The organism is Actinoallomurus purpureus, from assembly GCF_024055795.1.
Classification (GTDB): domain Bacteria; phylum Actinomycetota; class Actinomycetes; order Streptosporangiales; family Streptosporangiaceae; genus Actinoallomurus; species Actinoallomurus purpureus.
Map to the genome: position 1 here is coordinate 105,469 of NZ_JAMXMY010000014.1, position 18,922 is coordinate 124,390.

General features: G+C 60.5%; 15 protein-coding genes. 4 read left to right on the forward strand and 11 right to left on the reverse strand.

Features of this window, described 5'->3' with window-relative positions:
- Nucleotides 1–121: 121 nt before the first annotated feature.
- Nucleotides 122–1,144: a hypothetical protein gene (locus NE236_RS25160; protein ID WP_252844587.1), complete on the reverse strand. Its 1,023-nt coding sequence runs from the start codon at nt 1,142–1,144 to the stop codon at nt 122–124.
- 628 nt (nt 1,145–1,772) lie between these two features.
- Between NE236_RS25160 and NE236_RS25165 the strand changes: the two genes are divergently transcribed.
- The 3 genes from NE236_RS25165 (at nt 1,773) to NE236_RS45185 (ending at nt 5,129) form a co-directional block, all read left to right on the forward strand.
- Nucleotides 1,773–2,063: a glycoside hydrolase family 88 protein gene (locus NE236_RS25165; protein ID WP_252844588.1), complete on the forward strand. Its 291-nt coding sequence runs from the start codon at nt 1,773–1,775 to the stop codon at nt 2,061–2,063.
- A 363-nt stretch (nt 2,064–2,426) separates the two neighbouring features.
- Nucleotides 2,427–4,145 carry a ParB N-terminal domain-containing protein gene (locus NE236_RS25170; protein ID WP_252844589.1) on the forward strand — a complete coding sequence of 573 codons (1,719 nt, stop codon included), beginning with the start codon at nt 2,427–2,429 and terminating at the stop codon, nt 4,143–4,145.
- Nucleotides 4,146–4,697: 552 nt separating this feature from the next.
- Complete coding sequence (locus NE236_RS45185) at nt 4,698–5,129, forward strand: HNH endonuclease (protein ID WP_372494438.1); 432 nt, start codon at nt 4,698–4,700, stop codon at nt 5,127–5,129.
- Nucleotides 5,130–5,190: 61 nt separating this feature from the next.
- Here NE236_RS45185 and dndE read toward each other — a convergent pair whose 3' ends face one another.
- The 4 genes from dndE to dndB are packed head-to-tail and all read right to left on the reverse strand — an operon-like array spanning nt 5,191 to nt 10,189.
- Nucleotides 5,191–5,568, reverse strand: coding sequence for a DNA sulfur modification protein DndE (gene dndE, locus NE236_RS25175; protein ID WP_252844591.1), 378 nt, complete (start codon nt 5,566–5,568; stop codon nt 5,191–5,193).
- Nucleotides 5,558–7,552 (reverse strand): DNA sulfur modification protein DndD, encoded by a 1,995-nt coding sequence (dndD, locus tag NE236_RS25180; protein WP_252844592.1) that lies wholly within the window; start codon nt 7,550–7,552, stop codon nt 5,558–5,560. Before dndD ends, dndE begins: the two co-directional genes overlap by 11 nt.
- Nucleotides 7,539–9,062 carry a DNA phosphorothioation system sulfurtransferase DndC gene (gene dndC, locus NE236_RS25185; RefSeq protein WP_252844595.1) on the reverse strand — a complete coding sequence of 508 codons (1,524 nt, stop codon included), beginning with the start codon at nt 9,060–9,062 and terminating at the stop codon, nt 7,539–7,541. The genes dndD and dndC overlap by 14 nt, the downstream gene beginning before the upstream one ends.
- Nucleotides 9,059–10,189: a DNA sulfur modification protein DndB gene (dndB, locus tag NE236_RS25190; RefSeq protein WP_252844596.1), complete on the reverse strand. Its 1,131-nt coding sequence runs from the start codon at nt 10,187–10,189 to the stop codon at nt 9,059–9,061. The genes dndC and dndB overlap by 4 nt, the downstream gene beginning before the upstream one ends.
- Nucleotides 10,190–10,267: 78 nt before the next feature.
- On the opposite strand from dndB, the gene dndA reads away from it, so the two are divergent.
- On the forward strand, nt 10,268–11,419 hold the full coding sequence (gene dndA, locus NE236_RS25195) for a cysteine desulfurase DndA (RefSeq protein WP_252844604.1): 1,152 nt from the start codon (nt 10,268–10,270) through the stop codon (nt 11,417–11,419).
- Here dndA and NE236_RS25200 read toward each other — a convergent pair.
- From NE236_RS25200 to NE236_RS25225, 6 genes are all read right to left on the reverse strand, one after another.
- Complete coding sequence (locus tag NE236_RS25200) at nt 11,416–12,858, reverse strand: DNA phosphorothioation-associated putative methyltransferase (protein ID WP_252844605.1); 1,443 nt, start codon at nt 12,856–12,858, stop codon at nt 11,416–11,418. The genes dndA and NE236_RS25200 overlap by 4 nt on opposite strands.
- 97 nt (nt 12,859–12,955) lie before the next feature.
- Nucleotides 12,956–13,444: a DNA phosphorothioation-associated protein 4 gene (locus NE236_RS25205; protein ID WP_252844607.1), complete on the reverse strand. Its 489-nt coding sequence runs from the start codon at nt 13,442–13,444 to the stop codon at nt 12,956–12,958.
- Nucleotides 13,444–15,513: an AAA family ATPase gene (locus tag NE236_RS25210; protein ID WP_252844609.1), complete on the reverse strand. Its 2,070-nt coding sequence runs from the start codon at nt 15,511–15,513 to the stop codon at nt 13,444–13,446. Before NE236_RS25210 ends, NE236_RS25205 begins: the two co-directional genes overlap by 1 nt.
- Complete coding sequence (locus NE236_RS25215; protein ID WP_252844610.1) at nt 15,513–15,701, reverse strand: hypothetical protein; 189 nt, start codon at nt 15,699–15,701, stop codon at nt 15,513–15,515. Before NE236_RS25215 ends, NE236_RS25210 begins: the two co-directional genes overlap by 1 nt.
- Nucleotides 15,702–15,713: 12 nt before the next feature.
- A complete protein-coding gene (locus tag NE236_RS25220) occupies nt 15,714–17,837 on the reverse strand; it encodes a DEAD/DEAH box helicase family protein (protein WP_252844611.1) in 2,124 nt (707 codons plus the stop codon).
- Between the two features lie 464 nt (nt 17,838–18,301).
- Nucleotides 18,302–18,859, reverse strand: coding sequence for an Lsr2 family DNA-binding protein (locus NE236_RS25225; RefSeq protein WP_252844612.1), 558 nt, complete (start codon nt 18,857–18,859; stop codon nt 18,302–18,304).
- Nucleotides 18,860–18,922: the final 63 nt, after the last annotated feature.

Genomic DNA, 18,922 nt, shown 5'->3' on the forward strand with positions numbered 1-18,922 from the left:
GACAAGGCCTCGCCTCACACGCCTACGCCGCGGCTATGCACGACCGACGACACGTGAATTACCACACGATGAGCGGCGTGGCGACGAAGCAGATAGACGAGCGGCGAGGCAGCGGTAAGGGTTAGAGATGTTCTCGGATCTGCATCATGTGATCGCGGCGGTGGGACGGAGCCGGTAGGCGCTTAAACGTCCCGTCCTCATCTCTATGAACGCAGTCGATGCCATAATGGTGGAGCAGCTCGATATCGGAATTGGCTGGGCGGCTTGGGAACAGACCCGTGAGGCGTGTTACCTTCTGTTGAATCTGTAGATAATAATCTAGGAGTTGGCCTAGCGCTTGGCGAACAAAATGGTGATCGGCAGATCTCTTTGCTTCGATTACATCGGCGTCGTCGTGGGTGACGACGTATAGGTCAGTAACTCCCGACGGCACGCGGATTCGGGTAACACTGGCCCCGTCGAGCGCCGCTCGATATTCCCTTACCAGGATTGCTTCAACGCGACGGACCAGGGTTGTCCCAGTGGCCTTTTCGTAACAGGTATTTTCGGTATTAACGGCTTCTACGTCGACGATCTGTGACTGGCTGACGAGGCTATCTATCAGTTTTTGTTCCTGCTTGATGGCTTTGCGAGCCGCGGTCAGTGTTTCGATGTTAAGGCCGTCGATGATTATATTCGCCTTGTATGCATCCAGGAGTCGTAGACCCATGAAATTGTCGCCGGAATTGAAACCCGGTAGATCCCAAATCTCCTCGTAGGGGATCACGGTGGCCTGGAAGCTGAGCAAGCTGTAGACGTTTCGGTAGGATCCTCGTTCAGGGTGTGGGGCCCAGAGGGTGTCGGCGAACGCCGGGTTGCGGAAGCTATATCCGACCTCGCCTACGGCCCTGACTAGCTTTTTCCCTGTAAACAGAACCACGTCGCCAGTCTGGAGTTTTCCCATTTTCTTATCGTGGTTACCGGTCGCGCCCCAGAATCGAGCCGCACCTGAAACGTGCAGGGTGTCAAGGCCGGCGCGATCAGCTGAGGTCAGGGCTTCTGCGTGTGGGCTTGCGCCGTATTCGATCTCTTGATCCAAAGTGTCTCGCCAGTGCCTCTGTGCCGTTGGGTTGCCAAAGGAGGGCTGGATGACGACCTGTGTCATACGCGAAGTCCTCGTCGGAGTTACGACTCGTTCACCGTGAGTACTTCACGGCTGCGGGCGGACGCCGGTGCGTTGCTCGCACTCCTGATCTTTGCGCACACGTACGACAAATCGGCTATAAGACACGGATAGTCAGCTATACGGACAAGACGATCGAGATGCCGGACTCTAGGAGGCGGGTGACATCAGACGGTTCGGCGACCGATCTGCTCTGCACCTGCGCTGCAGCCAGCGGCCGTAGCTAGCTAGGGAATGGGTGCTCAGGGCTCGGCCGTCCCAGACGCGGACCGGATGGGATCCCACCCTTGAACTGCGAAGACATAATGAACGACCACCTGACCGGATCTGAGCGGTGCTGATTTTCCGCTGCCGGTCGACCCGCGGGGAACAGGAGTGACGAGGACTTCTGAAGACCGGCCAGGACGTCCGCGGACTCCACGACCTGTGACACGGGCCGGAAGGTCAGAGGAAGAGACCCCGACCGGGGCGCCCCGGCCGTCGGCCTCGACCGCAGTCAGGCCCGCCGCGCCCGCCCACCCGAACCAACCAATCGGCTGGCCTCGCCGCGCTCACCCGGCCCGTACTCGCCGAGAACGGCAACGCGCGGTACGCGGGGGCTTGCGAGTAAATGCTCGACTGGCTCGGCGCCCACCCCACCGGCGCACCGGGCGGCGCGATCGAACACTGGCTCGGCAGCGTCTGGGCGGACACCGTCTTTATGGTCGGCGTCTTCCTGCTGCACTACGGACGGCTCACCGGACGCCGTGGCGTCATCGCCAAGGCGAGCCGGCAGGACCTCGCCCATGCCGATGTCCTCCGCGACCCAGGCACCGGGCTGTATGCGCACGGCTACCACTGCGGCGAGACGATCTGGTGCTTCTGGGGCAGGGCGAGCTCGTTCCGTTCAGCTACTCAGTGATCCAAGACGACCTCATCCAGCCATCGGGCCAAGGCCTTGCCCTGCACGCCTATGCAGCCCCGCCCTGCACGACCGCCAACACGACCAGCAACTGACGAACAACGAGATCCACAGAGAGCCGGTCCAGTATCGCCCTCGACCAGCTCGTCGGGCCGCACCGCCAGGGAACAGCAAGGTGGCAGGCACCTGCGGACGGAGATCATGAGCTGGGAGCCTCATGGGGTGATCAAGAAGTCCGGCACACCGATCAGGAACCCTGGAGGCGTTCATCGAAGGCCTACAAGTCCTTTACCAGGAGTTACCATTTCCGCTAAGCTGCCGCTGGCAGCGACATGATCAAAGACGATCGCCCGGGGAGTCGGTGTGGACCAGGCCCACGTTTACCGGTACGAGGTTTACGTCCTCCAGGAGACCGAATCAAGTAAGCCGCTGCTCCTGTTCGCTGCCAACGCGCTCGAAATAAGCGAGTGGGCAGGTATTCCTCAACGTCGACGCCTTTCCGGCGAAGAGACGGTCGGCTGGCAGCGCGAGGAGAATGTTGGTCGCTTGCGTGAGCTTGCGAAATTCTTCGATGACGGCAAGAACGTAGTCCAAAACCCACTCCTTTGTGCACTGCAGGATCCGCAGTGTGTCACTTTTGAGCCGTTGGACGGACTGCCGAATTTTGGCGAATTGGTGATCCGGCCATCGGTAAAACAAGACACACCTCTTCTTGAGGTACTAGAGCTATTGTCTCAAAGGCTTGAAAGCCGAGTCCCTAGTCTCAAGGACCATGCGATCGACACCGACCGCCGAAGAAAGGTGCGGGAGCGCGCAAGATTCGAAGATGGTCTGCATCCTCAACTGCCGTCAGACTCGGCCGACCTGGTGGAGCCCGAGGGCGACGAGGTGCGCCTGACTCCTCAAGTCGAGGAGAACGAGACCGAAGATGTAGCTTCCGTTGTACTGACGGAAGAGACACAGCTCGTTGACTTCTATCAGGAGCTACGAATTCGGATAGAAATCCTAAGGGAGTTGCCTGCTGACGCCAGGCCAAGCAAGCTAGTCGGATTCTCCGCAGACGCGATGCTCAGTTATCTGCAACCAGTCGTGCTGGTTGATGGGCAACATCGTCTCCATGGAGCAGTACTCTCGGCCAAGAAGAGGATCCAATCCAACGAGATGCAGGACATCCTGATCGATCAGGTCAATAACGGGATTAACCCTGCGGAGGCGGAAAGAAGTGCGCTCCACGAATCCGCTAGGATGCTCCCCGTCTCACTGCTTTTCGACGCGAATCCGGCAGAGCATGTCTTCCAGTTCGTGGTGGTAAACCAGAAAGCCACACCTATGGGGAAGGCGCTGCTAGGGACTATTGTCTCCACCAGTCTATCCCGTGAGGAGCTCGAGCCGGTAGCGGATAGATTGCGCAAAGCGTCGATCCCTCTCGATGATTCGCAATCTGTCTCGTATATGACACGCGCCGATGAGAGTCCCTTTAAAGCACTTGTACAGACCGGTATGGGTGGAGACGATCGCCGCCACCTCCAATGGTCTGTTCTCAAAAGCCTAACGCAGATATTCCGCGAATTGAAGGGCGGAAGGGTCTTCGGGGATACCAACGACTACGCCGAACTGTGGCAGCAGCGACATCTAGAGAAGTCGGACCTCGTTAGCCAAGGCGAATCGTTGGAGGAAAAATACCGAATCTGGAGGGAGCCGGATGGTCCGTGGAGAGCCGTATTTGTGCGCTTCTTCACCATTATTCGAGACCGGTTCGGCGACCCTGATCCGGAAGCGCATAACGCGTGGGGCAACACGAACAAGAACCTGTACAACAAGATATCACTAACCATTCTTGCTGCAGATTATTTCCAGTTCCTATGCGAGACCAAAACGGCGATCAATGACTTGAATGACGTCGATGAGTCAGTAGCAGACTGGCTAGAAGGCGCCAATGATCAATATTTCGCGCGAGACTGGCGCATGGATCTGAAGAAGGATCAGCGTAGAGTGCGCGAAACCTGGGCCAAGGTATGGGTCCAGTATCGCAAGAATCCTGCACGTCTTCCTAGGGTGGAGAACTACACGCCATCTTCCTAGGGCGAGAAACTTGGCACCAGATCGATGAACCCTCATCTTGTTGGTAATTGGGTAGACGTAGCTGGCGAGGCATTGGAGACGGGATGGTCGCGCAAGGCTCTTACCGATCTCGCGAAGCTCGAAGTCCCCGCCGACATCCTGGGTGATATGGCATGGGTCATCCGAGGTGACGCCGCAGCCACCTGGGCCCAGTGGTTCCTCGAATCCTTGATCGATAGCGCTCCGTACGAGAGCCGTGAAGATCTAGGTTTCGCTCATCTCTATGAAGAACTGCGCCGGATCCTCCGTGACGAGCTTCACGCGTGCCCTATGGACGAGGTATCGGCGCTTGCCTCTCAGATTGCGAAGGTCGCATGGCGAGAGATTTCGTTCCGCCGCGAATCCGGGCTACGGAAGTCTCCAAGCAAGGAGCAGCGTAAGCGTCTGTGGCTCCGCAACGAGCCTGACCCAAGATGTTATCTCTGCGGATACAAGTTTTGCGAAGCGGCAAAGGATAGATTTCTGAATGGAGGCGACATTGGAGACATTGCCCGTCCTTTGCTGTTCGACTTCATGCGTCCGCGTGGGCTCCATGCTGTCGATTTGACGATTCAGATTGACCATGTGCGACCAGTGCGTGCAGGGGGCGCGACAGATGACGAAAACCTAAGGTTTGCATGTGGCTGGTGTAACAGAGCAAAGTCAGGCCATATGCAACTCTACGGTGCATCGTCATGGGTAAACCATCGGATACAACACCCACTTCTAGGATGGGTCTCGATACCGAGGCCTCTGTGGGTCGTTCGTATGACGCAGCTCCGGGCGCGCTGCGAGGATCCTAGCGGTTGCTCGGCAACGCTAGCTACGAATGAGCTATATGTAGCACCGAAGCGTACTACTGGTGCCTTTAATCCCAGCAACTGCCGGATATACTGCGACGTACACGATCCTTGGGCGGGTATCCGATTCGTCGGGGAGAAGGTTCTCTCGGCGAAGTCTCCATGATTGCCAAGCCGTCTGGTAGTACAAGGGATTGGTTCGATCGATGCGGTGGCATTGTCCTCCGCTAGTCGAGCGCCATCCGAACTAGGTCATCGATGCCTTTAAGGCTCTTGCGGCCTGCAAGGTGTCCGATGCCGCGGTGAACGTGAACGATTAGGGCGGCGGAAATGGCCTCGTCTGTCGGCTCACTTCCGTCTACTAGACACCGTTGCTTGAGGAGAACGAGGTAGATGTCGCCGTAGGCGCCGGCGAATGTCTTCCAGCTCATCTCGACATTAGAGTCGGTCGTGATCTCTCGTACGAGAGGAGGCGATGGGTCTTGGAGTGACAACGTTAGAGCCCACCGACATAGAGTGTTCCAGTGCTTAATGCCCGTAATGCGCTTCAGTTTTGTCAGCTGGTCCTTGGCTGGCTGTGACAGCCGGATATTGTCAAGCGACATCCGAAGCCCCTGTAGTCCACCAGTAGCCGCGTTCGATCGTTGTGACAAAGCGCTTGTCGTCGTGAACCAACATGTAGGTGTGCGCAATCGATGGGGCGAGCTTGGTCAGTAGGTGCTCGTCAATCTCTTCGTCGGTAGAAAGCAACAGGACTTGATGACTTGCGAACGGGAAGTAGCGCTCCACCAGCTGCTCTCGGTGTCGGCTGTCCAGCCGTCCAAGCGGCGTGTCGATCACACTTGGCTGGCGCTTCCCTGCTACGCGCGCGAGTCCCCAAAGGAGCGCGACGGCGAGTAGCTGTCGTTCCCCCGCGCTGAGTCGGGATGGATCGAGCTGTTCGTCATCCGGGCCGACCAAGGTCAGAGTGAACTTTTCCGTGTCGATGCGGAGGTCACGTACCAGCTCGCTCTTACGCATAAGCCTGTTAAAGCTATCCAATACGGCTACTTCCAGCCGACTTATATGTCGACGAAGTAGTGCGGATCCGAACTTCTCAAGCGTCTCGCGGGCGCGGTCTGTATAGGAAACAATGCGGGTCGCCGATTCGGTCTGGGCGAGCTTTTGTGCACGTCGCTTGTAGGCGCGGTCACGGTCGAGCGATAGCTGTTGCCTCTGTCGTCGGGACTTGGCAAGCACTTCCTCAAGAGTGGTCAGCGCGGATCGGATTTGCGTTACCCGGTCACGAGCGGTATCTCGCTCTTCAATGAGCGCAGCGATTGCATTCTTGTCCGGGACGCCGGCGAGTTGTCGCTCCAGAGTGTTGAGACGCTCCCGCAGATTTCTCGCCTGGCCGACCAGTTCACTGGCGCGCTTGGCCTCGTCTTTAAGTAGTTGATCTAGGGACGACAGCTGAGGAAGGGCGCTTGCCGGGAAATCCAGTACTTGAGGCGTCTCTGCGGCTATCTGGGCGCGTATTTGTCGATCTTCGGCGAGATAGCTCTCTGCTGCAGCGATGCTTTGGGAGGGGACCAGCGTCCTGAGCATCTCGAGCACCATGTGATCTCGCTCGTTCAGGAGCTCGATTACCTGGGCGCTGTCTGCGGCTGCGTGCTCCTTGTTGATCTGCTCACGAAGCGAGGTTAGCTGTGTCTGGAGGAGGAGCAGAGGAAGCGGCCCAGCGACCACGGTGGTCGCGAGCGTTTCGCTAACGCTCCTTAGCGTGGATTCTGTTTGCTCTTTCTGTGCTTCTAGGTCGGCACGTCGACTGTAGAGGTCGCCTCCTTCTTTCGAGAAGGCGACGTCGATCACTGAGTAGTCGTCTTCGGCTCTGGCTAGGCTGTCGCGAAGGGACGCAACTTTTTGGTTGAGGTCAGCACACTGCTGGTCGACCTTCCTGATATCCGCTTCTATCAACCGAATACCTCCCATTGTCTCGTCGTCTTCCTCCGAGACCTTCTGGCGGCGCTGGAGGGCGAGGAGGTCGGTGCGTAGCTTTTCGACAGTGTTGACGCCAAGAAGCGAATGAACTGCAGATTCTATGACTGGGGCCGCACGCTCCGGATCGGCAAGCGACTCAATCTTCTCTCCGTCGAAAAAGAATAGCGAGGCGGCTTCGATCGGCAGGATCTCTTCGATGTGGTCTGCCCAGTTCTCACTGATGACCTTGTCGTACTCGCCGTCGATGAACACTTCAAGGAACTCGCGAACGGCCTTGTCGTAGGCTTCCCAACTGCGACAGACCCGGTAGAGCCGTTCCTGACCTTCGAGCGTTGTGGAGAACTCGACGACAACGTGGGCATGCTTGGGGTTGGCGTCCCTGTTCACGCTGTCTTTGAGGTAGCTCTCATAGGGGCGGTTGCCGCGACCACTGGTACGTGCTCGCGGGCCGTAGAGCGTTAGCTGGATTGCATCCAGCAGGGTTGTCTTTCCGCAGCCGTTGAGGCCTCCGATCAGGATGATCGGACGCCCAGGCCTGGTCGCGAGGTCCAGAGACTGTTCGTCTTTGTAGGCGCCGAAGTTCTTGAGGGTGACCCTATGAAGCAACATTCGCGGCCTCTTCGTCAGAGAACGGCAGCTCCGGGGCTTCCTGGGCTGCGCGGATCCGTCGGGCGTAATCCTCGGCGTCGTCCTTATCCTCGTAATAGCCGCGACGGATGGTCTTCTCCAACTCTTCGAACAGTCCAGCGCGGCGCCTCATTGTGCGGTACTTGCGCTCCACACCCATGAGCTCTCGCACGGTGGTGAAGTGTAGATCGTCGTCCCCGCATACCTCCCGAAGCAGCTCCATCTCATCCCCGGCCAGTGTGAGGTGCTCATCGAGCGGCTTGCCGGGGAACTCCTCGCCGGTCTCTTCTTCATAGATACGCGGGAGGAGATCTTCGATCTCATGCTTCTCGAACACCCATATGCGCCGGATCTCATGAAGCTCATCCATGGTGATGAGCTCAATACCCCGAACGTTATGTGGGGCGTTCTTGCGGATCCAAGTCTGCGCATTGAGGAGGTCACGCAGCCACTGCCCGCGTGCCTGTTGGGTGTAGGGGCCGTGAACGACGCGGTCGTTGAACAGCTGGATGGTGCCGTTCATCTTCCGCCAGTCTCTGAGGTGCTTGTCGTCGCGGTGGCCTTCCTCGTTGCGCACGTCCAGCTTGTTCCGGAGCTCGAGGAGCGGAAGCATCCACTCCTTCTCCTCGTCGTTCTGGATCATCGCCGACATCGACTTGTCCTGGTCGACGAGGGTGCATGTCCAACAGCCGAACCGGCTGTCGCCGCAAGAGGGAGTGGTGTTGTCGACGACGAGCGGGCACTCGCCGTCGCTGGACGCCCCCTGGTACATGGTGAGCAGGTCTTTGTTCTCATGGCCCCACGGGTTGGGTTGTTGCATGAGGAACGTCCAGACCTCGTCGTTCGACCACTCCTCGATCGGGCTGTAGACGAGCGAGTTTGGCAGGTTGCCATTCGGGGAGAGCCGCTCTCGTACACGCCGTTTCTCATGTTTGGCCATCGTTTTGGCGCGCATCTGGCTCTCGGCCTTGCGGATGCCCAGGACCAGGATCGTCTCGCCATGCTCACGGACGACTTCGCGGATGAACCTGTTGGACGGTCGGATCTTCAGCCGTTCAGTGCACCAGCGGAACTTCGGGCGTGGCGCAGGGTAGCCGCGGCCGATCAGCCCTACCCAGAAAGTATCTTTGACCTCAGGGGTGAGCCGGTGGGGTGCGATCGGCAGCTGCTGATCTTTAGCGGCCCTGCCCATGGTCACGAGAGACTGGGTCACCCAACTCGCGACGATCGGATTCTCGACCAGTGTGTCGGTGGAGATGACATGCACCGGCTTGCTGCGCTTGTCGGCAGGTAGCCCTTGGAGGGCAAGCCACACGAGCTGCAGAACGGCCGTCGAGTCCTTGCCTCCGCTGTACCCCACGACCCAAGGCACGGAGTCTGCTTGGTAGAGCTCCCGAATCTCCTCGGTCAGCTCGCTGACGACGACTGCGAGACCACCGCGGTCCTTGAAGGGGATGGCCCGGCGGGTGGGGGCACCCAATGGGATGCTCATCGGTCTCCTCGCAGGTAGGTCGCTTCCACGTGTGCTTCCTCAGGCCCAAGCTCAAGCCCGAGTTTTCCCCTCAGATAGTTCACTGTCAGTACGACATTCGAATGATTCTTCGAAACCCGGCCGCCGACAATCGCCCGGCCCTCCCAGTCGGGACTGATGCGAGACCAATCGACCTGCTTCAGAGGTTCCAGCCGCGGTTGCCACACCTCGGCCGCAACAGACTCGCGGAGCAGGGTGTTCCCCAGCCGACCGAGAGCATGGAGTGCGATCCCGTGGCTGTGGAGATACTGGCGTCGGACGTCTGCAGCGGACATCTTGCGTTGGCGGACGAGCCGCCACTCAGGTATCAGCTGGTCGATGGTCGACCAGAAGGCGTCCGCCAACTCGGCCGCGGCGTCCTCTCTATCGAGCTCAACCCCTTGGAGCAGGGAACGAGTGGCGTAGTAGAGGGCGCTGAGGGTAAACAGCTTGCTGGACCGGGCCGACAGCGTGCTGCTCTCCATCTCGACGAAACCGCGGAAGGCCACCGACTTCAGCGCGAGGAGTCGGGCTACCTTTGCGTGTTGATCGCGGTGGTCGTACAGCACACCGATAGACCGGGCCGGCCGTACGGCGTGGCGGTTGAGGTCGGCGAACATCTGCTGGCAGCGAGCGAGCCCCGAGTCCTGGAAGAAGACAACAGCGATCGTCTCGTCGCCGAGCTCCGGGTTCTCGTTGAGGGCCGCCTCGATCGCTGCACGGCGGTGCTGCCCGTCGTTGATGAGGAACCGAGCCGCCATGGGAATGTGGAGCTGCCCGATCCGCATGCCGGGACCCTCGTCGGAGATCCCGACGAACTTCATCTCGCCGTCGACGGACGCTGTCAGCGCACTGAACACATAGTCATCGGGATTGTCGACGATGTACGAGGCGAGCGCAGGGATGCGGCCCTTGTTGAGGACACGCTGCGCGCGCACCTCAGGTGCTAGCTCGTCCTCGTCAAACAGGAAGATCTTGGGGATGAGCCGTAGAGGGCACATCGACACGTAGAACTCGCGACGAGCCTGTACGCCTCTGATCGCGGGGAAGACGTACTCGAACCCTGCGGTTGTTCCCAAAGTAGACAGCGGTGATGACTGTGAGCCCACCGGCCACAAGGTACCGTATGTACGTCAGTTATTTCACGTGCACACGTGATGATGTGGACAGAGGGGTGCCGCAAGCAGATGGCCGCGTACCTGGACTCAGCAGCGACAACCCGGGTTGACCCCCGGGTCGCAGAGGTCGTCCTCCACTGCATGACCGAGGACTTTGGCAACGCCGGCAGCAGGACCCATGACTGGGGTACCCGTGCCAAACGCGCCGTCCAGCAGGCACGCGAGCAGCTTGCTGCTCAGGTCGGTTCCAGCCCGTCCGAGCTGATCTTCACCTCTGGCGCGACCGAGAGTAACAACATCGCGCTCCTCGGGCTTGCCGCTTACGGGGAGAAGCAGGGGCGTCGGCACATCATTACCTCTGCCATCGAGCACAAAGCTGTGATCGAGCCCTTGGAACACCTTGCGTCTCGGGGCTTCGACGTCGACTTCCTTTCACCTGGTCCTTCCGGGCGGCTCAGCGTGGCAGCCGTCCAAGAGCGGCTCCGCGATGACACGCTGCTTGTGTCTCTCATGCACGTGAACAACGAAACCGGAGTGATCCAACCCGTCGCCGAGCTTGCTGATCATCTGCGCGGCACGTCCACCTACTTCCACGTCGATGCGGCTCAGGGCTTCGGCAAGTTGACGGAGGACCTGAGAGCGCCGATCGATCTCATCAGCATTAGCGGCCACAAGATCGGAGCGCCTAAGGGCGTCGGCACGCTGGTGATCCGCCGGCGTGGGCGCGACACGGTGCCTCTGGTGCCACTCATGTATGGCGGGGGGCAGGAGCGCAAGCTCCGGCCCGGCACTCTGCCTGTACCGTTGATTGCCGGCCTAGCCAAGGCGACAGAGATCTTCGAGCGCGAACGGGATCAGTGGTGGGCCGAGGCAGCCGCATTCCGTTCACGCCTCGTTGACGCGCTGGGAAAGACCAAGCTTCACTTTAACGGGGATCAGGAGCATGCTGTTCCTCATATCCTTAACGTCTCCTTCGACGGCGTGGATGCCGAGGCTTTGATCGTCCAGCTCAAAGAGATCGCCGCTGTCTCGACGGGGTCAGCCTGCACGAGCGCGTCCTACACACCCAGCCATGTGCTCCGAGGGATGGGACTGCCGGACAGCATCGCCGCCAACGGATTGCGCTTGTCGTGGTTCCCCGATCAGATCGCAGAGCTCAACGTCGATGAACTGGCTGCCGAGATAGCGGAGTTCCAGGCCGGGACGGCCTTTCTTGGCTAACTAGCACCACGGCGCCGCACCAGGCGATGGCCGCGAAGCTCCCGCCCGCAACGAGCCAGTTCCGCCTCCCAGCCGTCCTCAGTCCCGATCAGCTGCGGATTTCGGTAGAGGCCCGCTCGCGTCTCGGACTGGGTCAACCGACGGTATTTCGGTACGTCCGGGTCATCGGCGGCGAGGAACTCGTGCTTACGGTGGAGTAGCGGCCGGTTGGCCGAGACTTCGTACGACTTGAACGATGCCTTCAACGTCGTCAGGTCCACCATGTAGGACGAGTGCAGCTTCGGGTGCGGGTCGGTGTCGAACTCCGGATACTCCAGCCAGCTCACCGCCCGACCTTGATGACGCAGTTTGGCGACTGTCCAGGAAGCCGGGCGGCCAGCGGCGATTGAAGCACAGTGTTCGTAGAGCCGTAGCACCGTGGGCGTCTGGTTGATCGCGCGCCTGTGCACGTAAAGCGCCGTGGGCGTCAGTTTCCCGACCTTCGACGCCTGCATGGCCCCTCTGACGTAGGTGTCGTCCCGTAGCTTGAGTAGCAGGCGGTCGGCCCGCATGCAGGCTTCCTTGTAGGAGGAGAAGAAAGCCCTGACGTCCAGTTGTAGGGACATGGGGAGGCTGCTGTAGGGGCCACGTCCGTTGAACAGCTCGACCGTAAGGAACAGTAGTGCGGATAGGGTCGATGCCCTGATACCAGCCTCGATCTTTTCGGGGTCGGCCGACTTTTTCACGATGCGCTGCAGTTCGTTCGGTTGGAGATGTACGAGGAGCTTGGGCATCTCCGTTGGCATCTCTTCCAGCCTTGGTAGGCGACCGCGTCGCTCGGTGTAGTCCACTACGGAGGCGATTGCTGAGCCGGTGTCGTCGGAGGCCAGCCAGTCTGCGTGTGGAACGATCTTCCGGGCCAGATAACGAAGGCGCGCGTCGTCGTTCTTGAACGCGTAGACGATGCCTGGGGCGGCGGAGACGCATCGGACACCGGTCGCCTCCTCGACGTAGGAGCGAAGCTCCGCTGGGCTGAACAGGTGTTGGAATGTCCGTCTGTTCGTCAGGACACCGTCCTCGTACTGCAGTCCTCTCACCTTCGACCGGTCCCAGGTGAGCCGCGTGGTCACCGCAAGCAGATGCTCCGCAAGCCCCCACGCGTGCTTTAGCGCTTCGCGTCGTTCTTCGGGGTCTTCAATGACGTTGAGGACGTAGGTCAGCAGTACGACATCCGCTGGTTGAGGAGCGCCGTCAGCGGCGTAGAAGGGGTCCCACCCATGAGCATGGAACTGCATTTCGCGAAGGCCGCGGACATCGTCACCGCGTCCGCTGCCGTAGTCCAGGACGCTGGTGGCCATGTTCACCTCGCCATCGACAACAGCCTGCCGGGCTGCCACCGACAGTGTGGTGCGGCCGATCGCGGTGAGGCGGCGATCGCTCTCCCAGTGCAACCCGGACATGGAAGCTCCCGTTCGTTCCGTCGGCACCCCACTCATACCGCGATTCATCGGGTGTCGCTCAGCGATTGCCGAGCGAGGCCTACTGCGGAGCAGTCGATCAGGATTCGAAGTCGGGCGTTCCGAAGCCGGTGAGGCGCGGGCCGAGGATATCGTGAACCATGCTTTCGGCGGGTGTCATTCCCCGGCGACAGAGGTTCAGAACGACGTCCATCGGGCGAACATGCGTGCCGCTGTTGAGCTCACCTTGAATGATGGAGAGCCCGCCGTTGGCGTACTCCTCGAACACCTTGATCCGCTCGGGGAGACGGTCGTCGGCCATGATCCCCGCATCGTTCGGGTGTGCAAGGACCCCCATCGAGTCGATCACGGCCGACACAGTCGCGGAACTGTTGAAAAGTCCGTAACGGATCGGCTCGCCTGCCTTCTCGAACGGCTCGTGCCGACCTCGCGACCAGCCGAGCGCCGCCGCGAAGACGAGAACCTGCCAATAGTTGGGGAACGGACCGCCTTCTTTAGAGACCAGCCGGCCAATGAGATCCTCATGCTCCAGGGGGCGCCGGACGCGGACATCGGCGTTGAGGACCATCAGTTCCGAACCTCCGTGAACTCAGCGCCGGTCCGGTCGGAACCGACGACCTGATAGGGGTAGGTGTTTCCGTTCAGCGTAAGTTTCTCGGTCACACTGCTCACATCGGTCTTGGTGGTGTGCGCGGTGATCACGTACTGCCTGCCGAGACGGGGCCGCAACTCCTGCTCGACGATCTCCCCGGCCTGCGCTTTGCTGGTGAGGATCACCACCTGGGAGGCGAGTCTAGGCAGGAAGTCGGCAATAGCCTTGCGGTAGTCGTCGTCCAGGTTGCCGAAGACCGCATCCATCACCACCGGGAAATCGCCACCGATCCCTTGGATGAAGGTACGACCATTCTCCTGTCCCTCTCGTGCCTCACCGATGAGAGAACCGACGAAGGCGAGGGCCAGCAGCATGTTCTCGCCGGTGGACTTGGGCGCCGGGATTCGTTCGCTGCCGCTCGAATCCCACAGCTCCAACTCAAAGTCCGGGGTGAGCTCTGGTTCGTAGCTCTTAAACGACACCTGGCGATAAAGCTCCTGAATACGTGCGTCTAGTCGACGCCGGACTCCCTGAGAAAGGATCTCCAGAATCTTGGCAAGCGCCGTGCTCGCTTCCTCCACAGCCATGATCCGGCTCCTGATCCGGCGGCTGCGAGCATCCTTGACCTCGAGCTTTTCGATCTGATTCTTCAGACCCTCTTTGACGCTTCCTAGCCGCTGGATCTCGGCAATAGCGGCACCGATCGCCGCCACCTTCTCATCCCGGTCGAGCTTAGCCGCATCCAACTTTTCCTCGGTCCGGAGGACCTCCTCGGACGGTAGGCGCTTGAGTTTGTTTCCGATCTCGTCGATACCGTGCTCGAGGCGGCGCTGCTCCTCTTGTGCCTCGGCAATCCGCTCGTCAAGGCTCCTCAGCGCTTCGTGCATTCGCGTTCTCTGCTCGTCGATGCTTTCTACGGTCCCCCGGAGCTGGTTCCAGGCGGCTTCCACTTCCGCGAGTCCGGCACGAGCACGCCAGTGTTCCAGCGCGGTGCGGTGAGGGCTTCCGCCGGTCAGGGGTGTTCCGCAAATACACTGACCGCGCTCAAGCAGGTCGTCAATGAAAGCCCGCTTGAGCGGTGCCGGGAGCTCGCCACGCTCGCGTAGCTCCTCACAGGCGGCCAAAATCTTGCCCGGCAGAGCGGGGAGGAAGCCAAGGAAGCCGCTCGTTCCCACTAGCTTGGCGCGCTCCTCCTCTTGCTCCTGCCGCACTGTACGGATGCGCCTCAATTGGTCTTCCATCCGGTACCGCTCCTTTTGAAGCTCCTTTGCCTCGGTGAGCTGCGTCATCTTGAGGTTCAGCGACTGAATTTCGGAATCGAAGTGCTTCTTCTCCTTCTCGGCGCCGTTTCGGCGCCGCTGCTGCTCCTGGACCATACGTTCGGTGTCCTCCATCTTCCCAAGGAGGTCGTCCAGCATCTGCTGGGACGCGTCCTCGGCTTTAATACCGCGACGCAGCTTCTCTGCGACCTTGGGCAGATGGTCGACCGCACGCTCCATGGCCTCCAGCCCGAGAAGCGTCTTGACGGCTTCACGCACATCTTCGCCGCTATCGTGCCTCACCAAGGCTTCGATGCGCTCACCGTTCACGAAGAAGAAGCGACTCAAGCGCGCGGGCAGCATCTGGTTGAGGATCCCGCTCGGGTTGAGTACTTGTTCGAGATTTCCGCCTCTCTCGCGCCGCCACAGTTGCAGCTCGGGCCTCGGCCGCGGCTGGATCACGCCGCGCTTAGATGCGTAGACGGATCGCTTCAGGATGTAGACGTCGCCGCGGTGCTCGAACTCGACTGTTACCGAGGCGGTCAAAGGCGTACCCTCGTCTGCGCTATTCCAGACGGTCGTATTGATGAGTTGGTCCGGCTTCTCGACGTCTGCACTGAGCTCGCCGTAAAGAGCCCAGGTGAACGCATTCAAGAGGGTCGTCTTGCCGCCGCCGTTGGTGGCCCACAGGACGGTGACGTTGGTCTCCGGATCCCGCGCGAAGCTGATCTTCTGCGTTCCCTGGTAGGGGCGAAAGTTCTCCAGTTCGACCGAGAGGAACTTCATTACGCGATTCCCTCAACCTTCTTCGCCATTTCATCGCGAACCGTGTTTCTGGCCAAAGCCTCGGACTTGTGGAGATTCTCCCATTCCAGAGCGAGAACCATCCTGATGACGTCGTACGCATTCGGGTTAATCTTGGTGAGTATCTGCTGGACTCGCTCGATTTCCTGCTGGTCCATCTTGTTGGTCACTGAAGTTTCTCCCTAAACATCCATGAGCTCGTAGTACTCGCGCAGGTCACGTAGCTCGCTCAGGGCCTCTCCGTAGTTCTCGGAGTGTTTGGCGAACTCGACGAAGCGCTGCATTTCCCGTCGGAACAGGTTCCTCTCCGTCTCGAAGAGCTCTTGGTCCTGCGGTGGCACCGCGACGAAATCGATGACCTCGGCCGCTGTCTTTCCTGAAGCTCTACGCAGAATCCTTCCGCGACGCTGAATGAACTGCCGGGGGTTGCTGCTGCTGGCTAGCATGTAGGCGATCCGGGCGTCCGGAAGGTCGACACCCTCGTCCAGGCAGCGCATCGAGACCAGCGCTTCTAGGTCGCCGGCTCCAAACGATTCGAGGAGATTGCGCCGCTCCTGTTTGGACTCCTGTGAGGTATAGGCATGCACACGCATACCGAGCTGGTTGCCGAGGAGAGCGAGCGCCTGGTCGACCTGGCGCTCGCCGCCCATAGGATCGTCCTCCTTTGGGCGACCTCCCTCGGCGCAGTAGACCAGCTGGAACGGCAGCTCGCGCCGCTTGCTGACCTCATCCCGTAGCGCGGCGATCTTCCCTTCAGCGTGACCGAGCACCTTCGCTCGCTTATTGAGCAGTTGGCCGAGCTGTGCCTCTGCGTCGTCGCGGGCCCTTCCCCTGGCACCTTTAACCTGGCCATAAAGTGCGCCGATCTTGCCGGTGAGGATCGTGTAGTGTGCCGCCTCTTCGTCGGTGAGGGGAACCAGCACCGGGCGGTACTGGTACCGGGTGAGCGCGCCCAGCTCGATCGCGTCCTTGAGCCCGAGGCCGATCAGGGTCTCCCCGAAGTAGCTGCGGAGTGCCTCGGTGCCCTCGTCGTCGAACCAGCGCTCTGGCGTGGCCGAGAGTGCCAGCCGCCACGGCGCGTTATCCGGCAGGCCGGAGCGGTAGTGATCGGCCCCCAGGTGGTGAGCCTCGTCCGCAATGAGCAATAGCTCGTTTCCTACAGACGACAGAACATCCTGGAAGGCGGCCGAGCCGAAGGTCTTGTTGGTGACGACCAGGGTTATTGCTTGTCCCGGTCGCAGGCCCGCGATCGCATTATTCGCTTGAGCTCGCCATGTAGTTACCGAATCCCGGCACTTGACCGGAACGACCCCAAACCGGTTGAGTTCCTGCGACCACTGCTCGACCAGGTCGAGTAGGGGAACCACGATCACGGTTACGAGGGAGCTGCTACGAGCCCGCAACTGGCGGCCGATCTGGTCGAGTGCCGCTAGAGCGGTGATTGTCTTACCCGTGCCGGTCGCCATCTCGAAGATGCCGCATGCCCCCGCTTGGAGCCACTTCGTAATGGCATCCTTCTGGTACTCGCGCAGCTCGATTTCCTCGGGAGTGCTGGCCCAGCCGTACTTGCTGGCCTCTTCACGACGACGTTCGCGATCCTGCCGTGCGGAGGCGTCCGAGTCGGCCTTGGCCATCCGCGCTGCCAGCTCGCGCAGATGCTCCTCCGCCTCGTTTGGAAACTCCAGCACTTCGAGGCGCTGGGTTTTTCCCTCCCACAGTGCGGCGAAGTTTTCCTCGATCCGTCGTACCCGGCGCGCGTCTCCCGGCGTCCAAGAGGTGAACACTTCAATGGATTCGAAGTTGTCCTCCATCGCGGCGCGCGTCTCGTTCAGGGAGCCGGTGAAGGCGACCGTGTTTCCCTCGTAGTCGGTAACGACGCCGATTTTCTCGTGATAGATGCCGAGCCCGTTAGTATTCGCTACGACCGCGATCTTGATCTCGAGAACGCCATCGGCGATCAACTTGCCCAGCGTTCCGAGCTTCTTAGCCGCCCGCGCATCGAGCGTTTCGGGAGCGACCGCTCGGGCAACGGCCCGTGCGACGATCGCGCGGTACTCATAACCTCGGCGGATGTCCTCGACATCGTCGGGTGAGAGCAGCGGGCCGGCTACCAGGCGGATCTTGCCGCCGTTCGTGCGCAACCCGTCGACACCACGCGCCACCAACTCCAGGGAGGTGCTGGTGAAGTAGCCGACGGCTCGGTCATACTGTACGGCCTTCGCGAGCACCGGTATGTAGAAGTCGTTGGCGACGTTACTAATGTCAGTTCTGTAGGAGTCTTCTATCGGGACGCTGGGCAGGCTCATCTCTTGCACCTGTTGATCAACTGAAGGAACCCCATCGCATTGGGCGTGAACGCAGTAGCCCCCTTGCCTGATCTAGAGCCGTCTCTACCTGGATCGTGAGTCCTGCGTCGCAGCTCTTGCCGACGCAATGCTGCGGAGAAAGCGAATCGGGTGGCACCGCGCTCGTCGAGCCGGTGCGCCACGTCGTTCCGCCTCCTGGATCGGGGGAGAAGCAGCCTAGGCCCTTAGCTGAGAACCACGAGCCCAACCGACTCCAGGCGGATGGGGTCGGCAGAGCCACCGGGGTACTTGGCGCACACCCGCCAGGTGTCCTCGACACAGGGACGCGGTCGGTGCGGCCCGGCGAGGAGCTCAGAGACGGCGTGTCTCCATACAAGGGGAAGTTAAGCGATGCGACTGTGAGCCGGGAGAACGGCGGATGGGACGAAGCAGCCAGTCTCCTTCCGCTTCTGCATGCCCCGGGGTCAGCCATTGCGGGACTCGCCGCGTAGAACCTGGAGGAAGTCCTGGAGCTTTGAGTCGGACGTGTCAGCGTCGATGGCGGGGTCGAAGGCCGGAACGTCGTTCCCTTCCTCAGCATCCCAGAGGCCTGGTGAGTTCTGCGGTTCTTGGGCGTGTTCGGTGTGGTACAGATCGACGACCCAGGCCGGAACCCGGCCGCGATCGCCGATCGAGATGCCCTTCTGTTGCGCCCACGCGCGGATGACAGACGCCGGCACGTCATCCGAGCGGTACTTGGAGCCTGGGGCATCACTGACCTGGCTCGCGAAGCTGTTCGACCGGTCGGCCGTTCTTGTGCCCCTCTGGTTTGACGCCGAGGCCTGATCATCTATCAGTGAGAGCAGGACTGCGGCGATCATGTCCCGGTAGGCGGTCCAGATGTAGCGCGGCATCGCATCCATCCCGCGCCGGCTCATGAGCTCATTGGCCCATTGCTTGGCGTAGACATCCCGTACGAGTACGGACATGTCGGAGAGCCTCTCAAGCCGCTCCCACGGCGGAATCTCGACTTCGTCGGTCATGGCCCCTCCATGGTTCAGGTGTAGTTCCTCGAGGACGAAGGGCTTGGGTGGCACCCGTCGGAG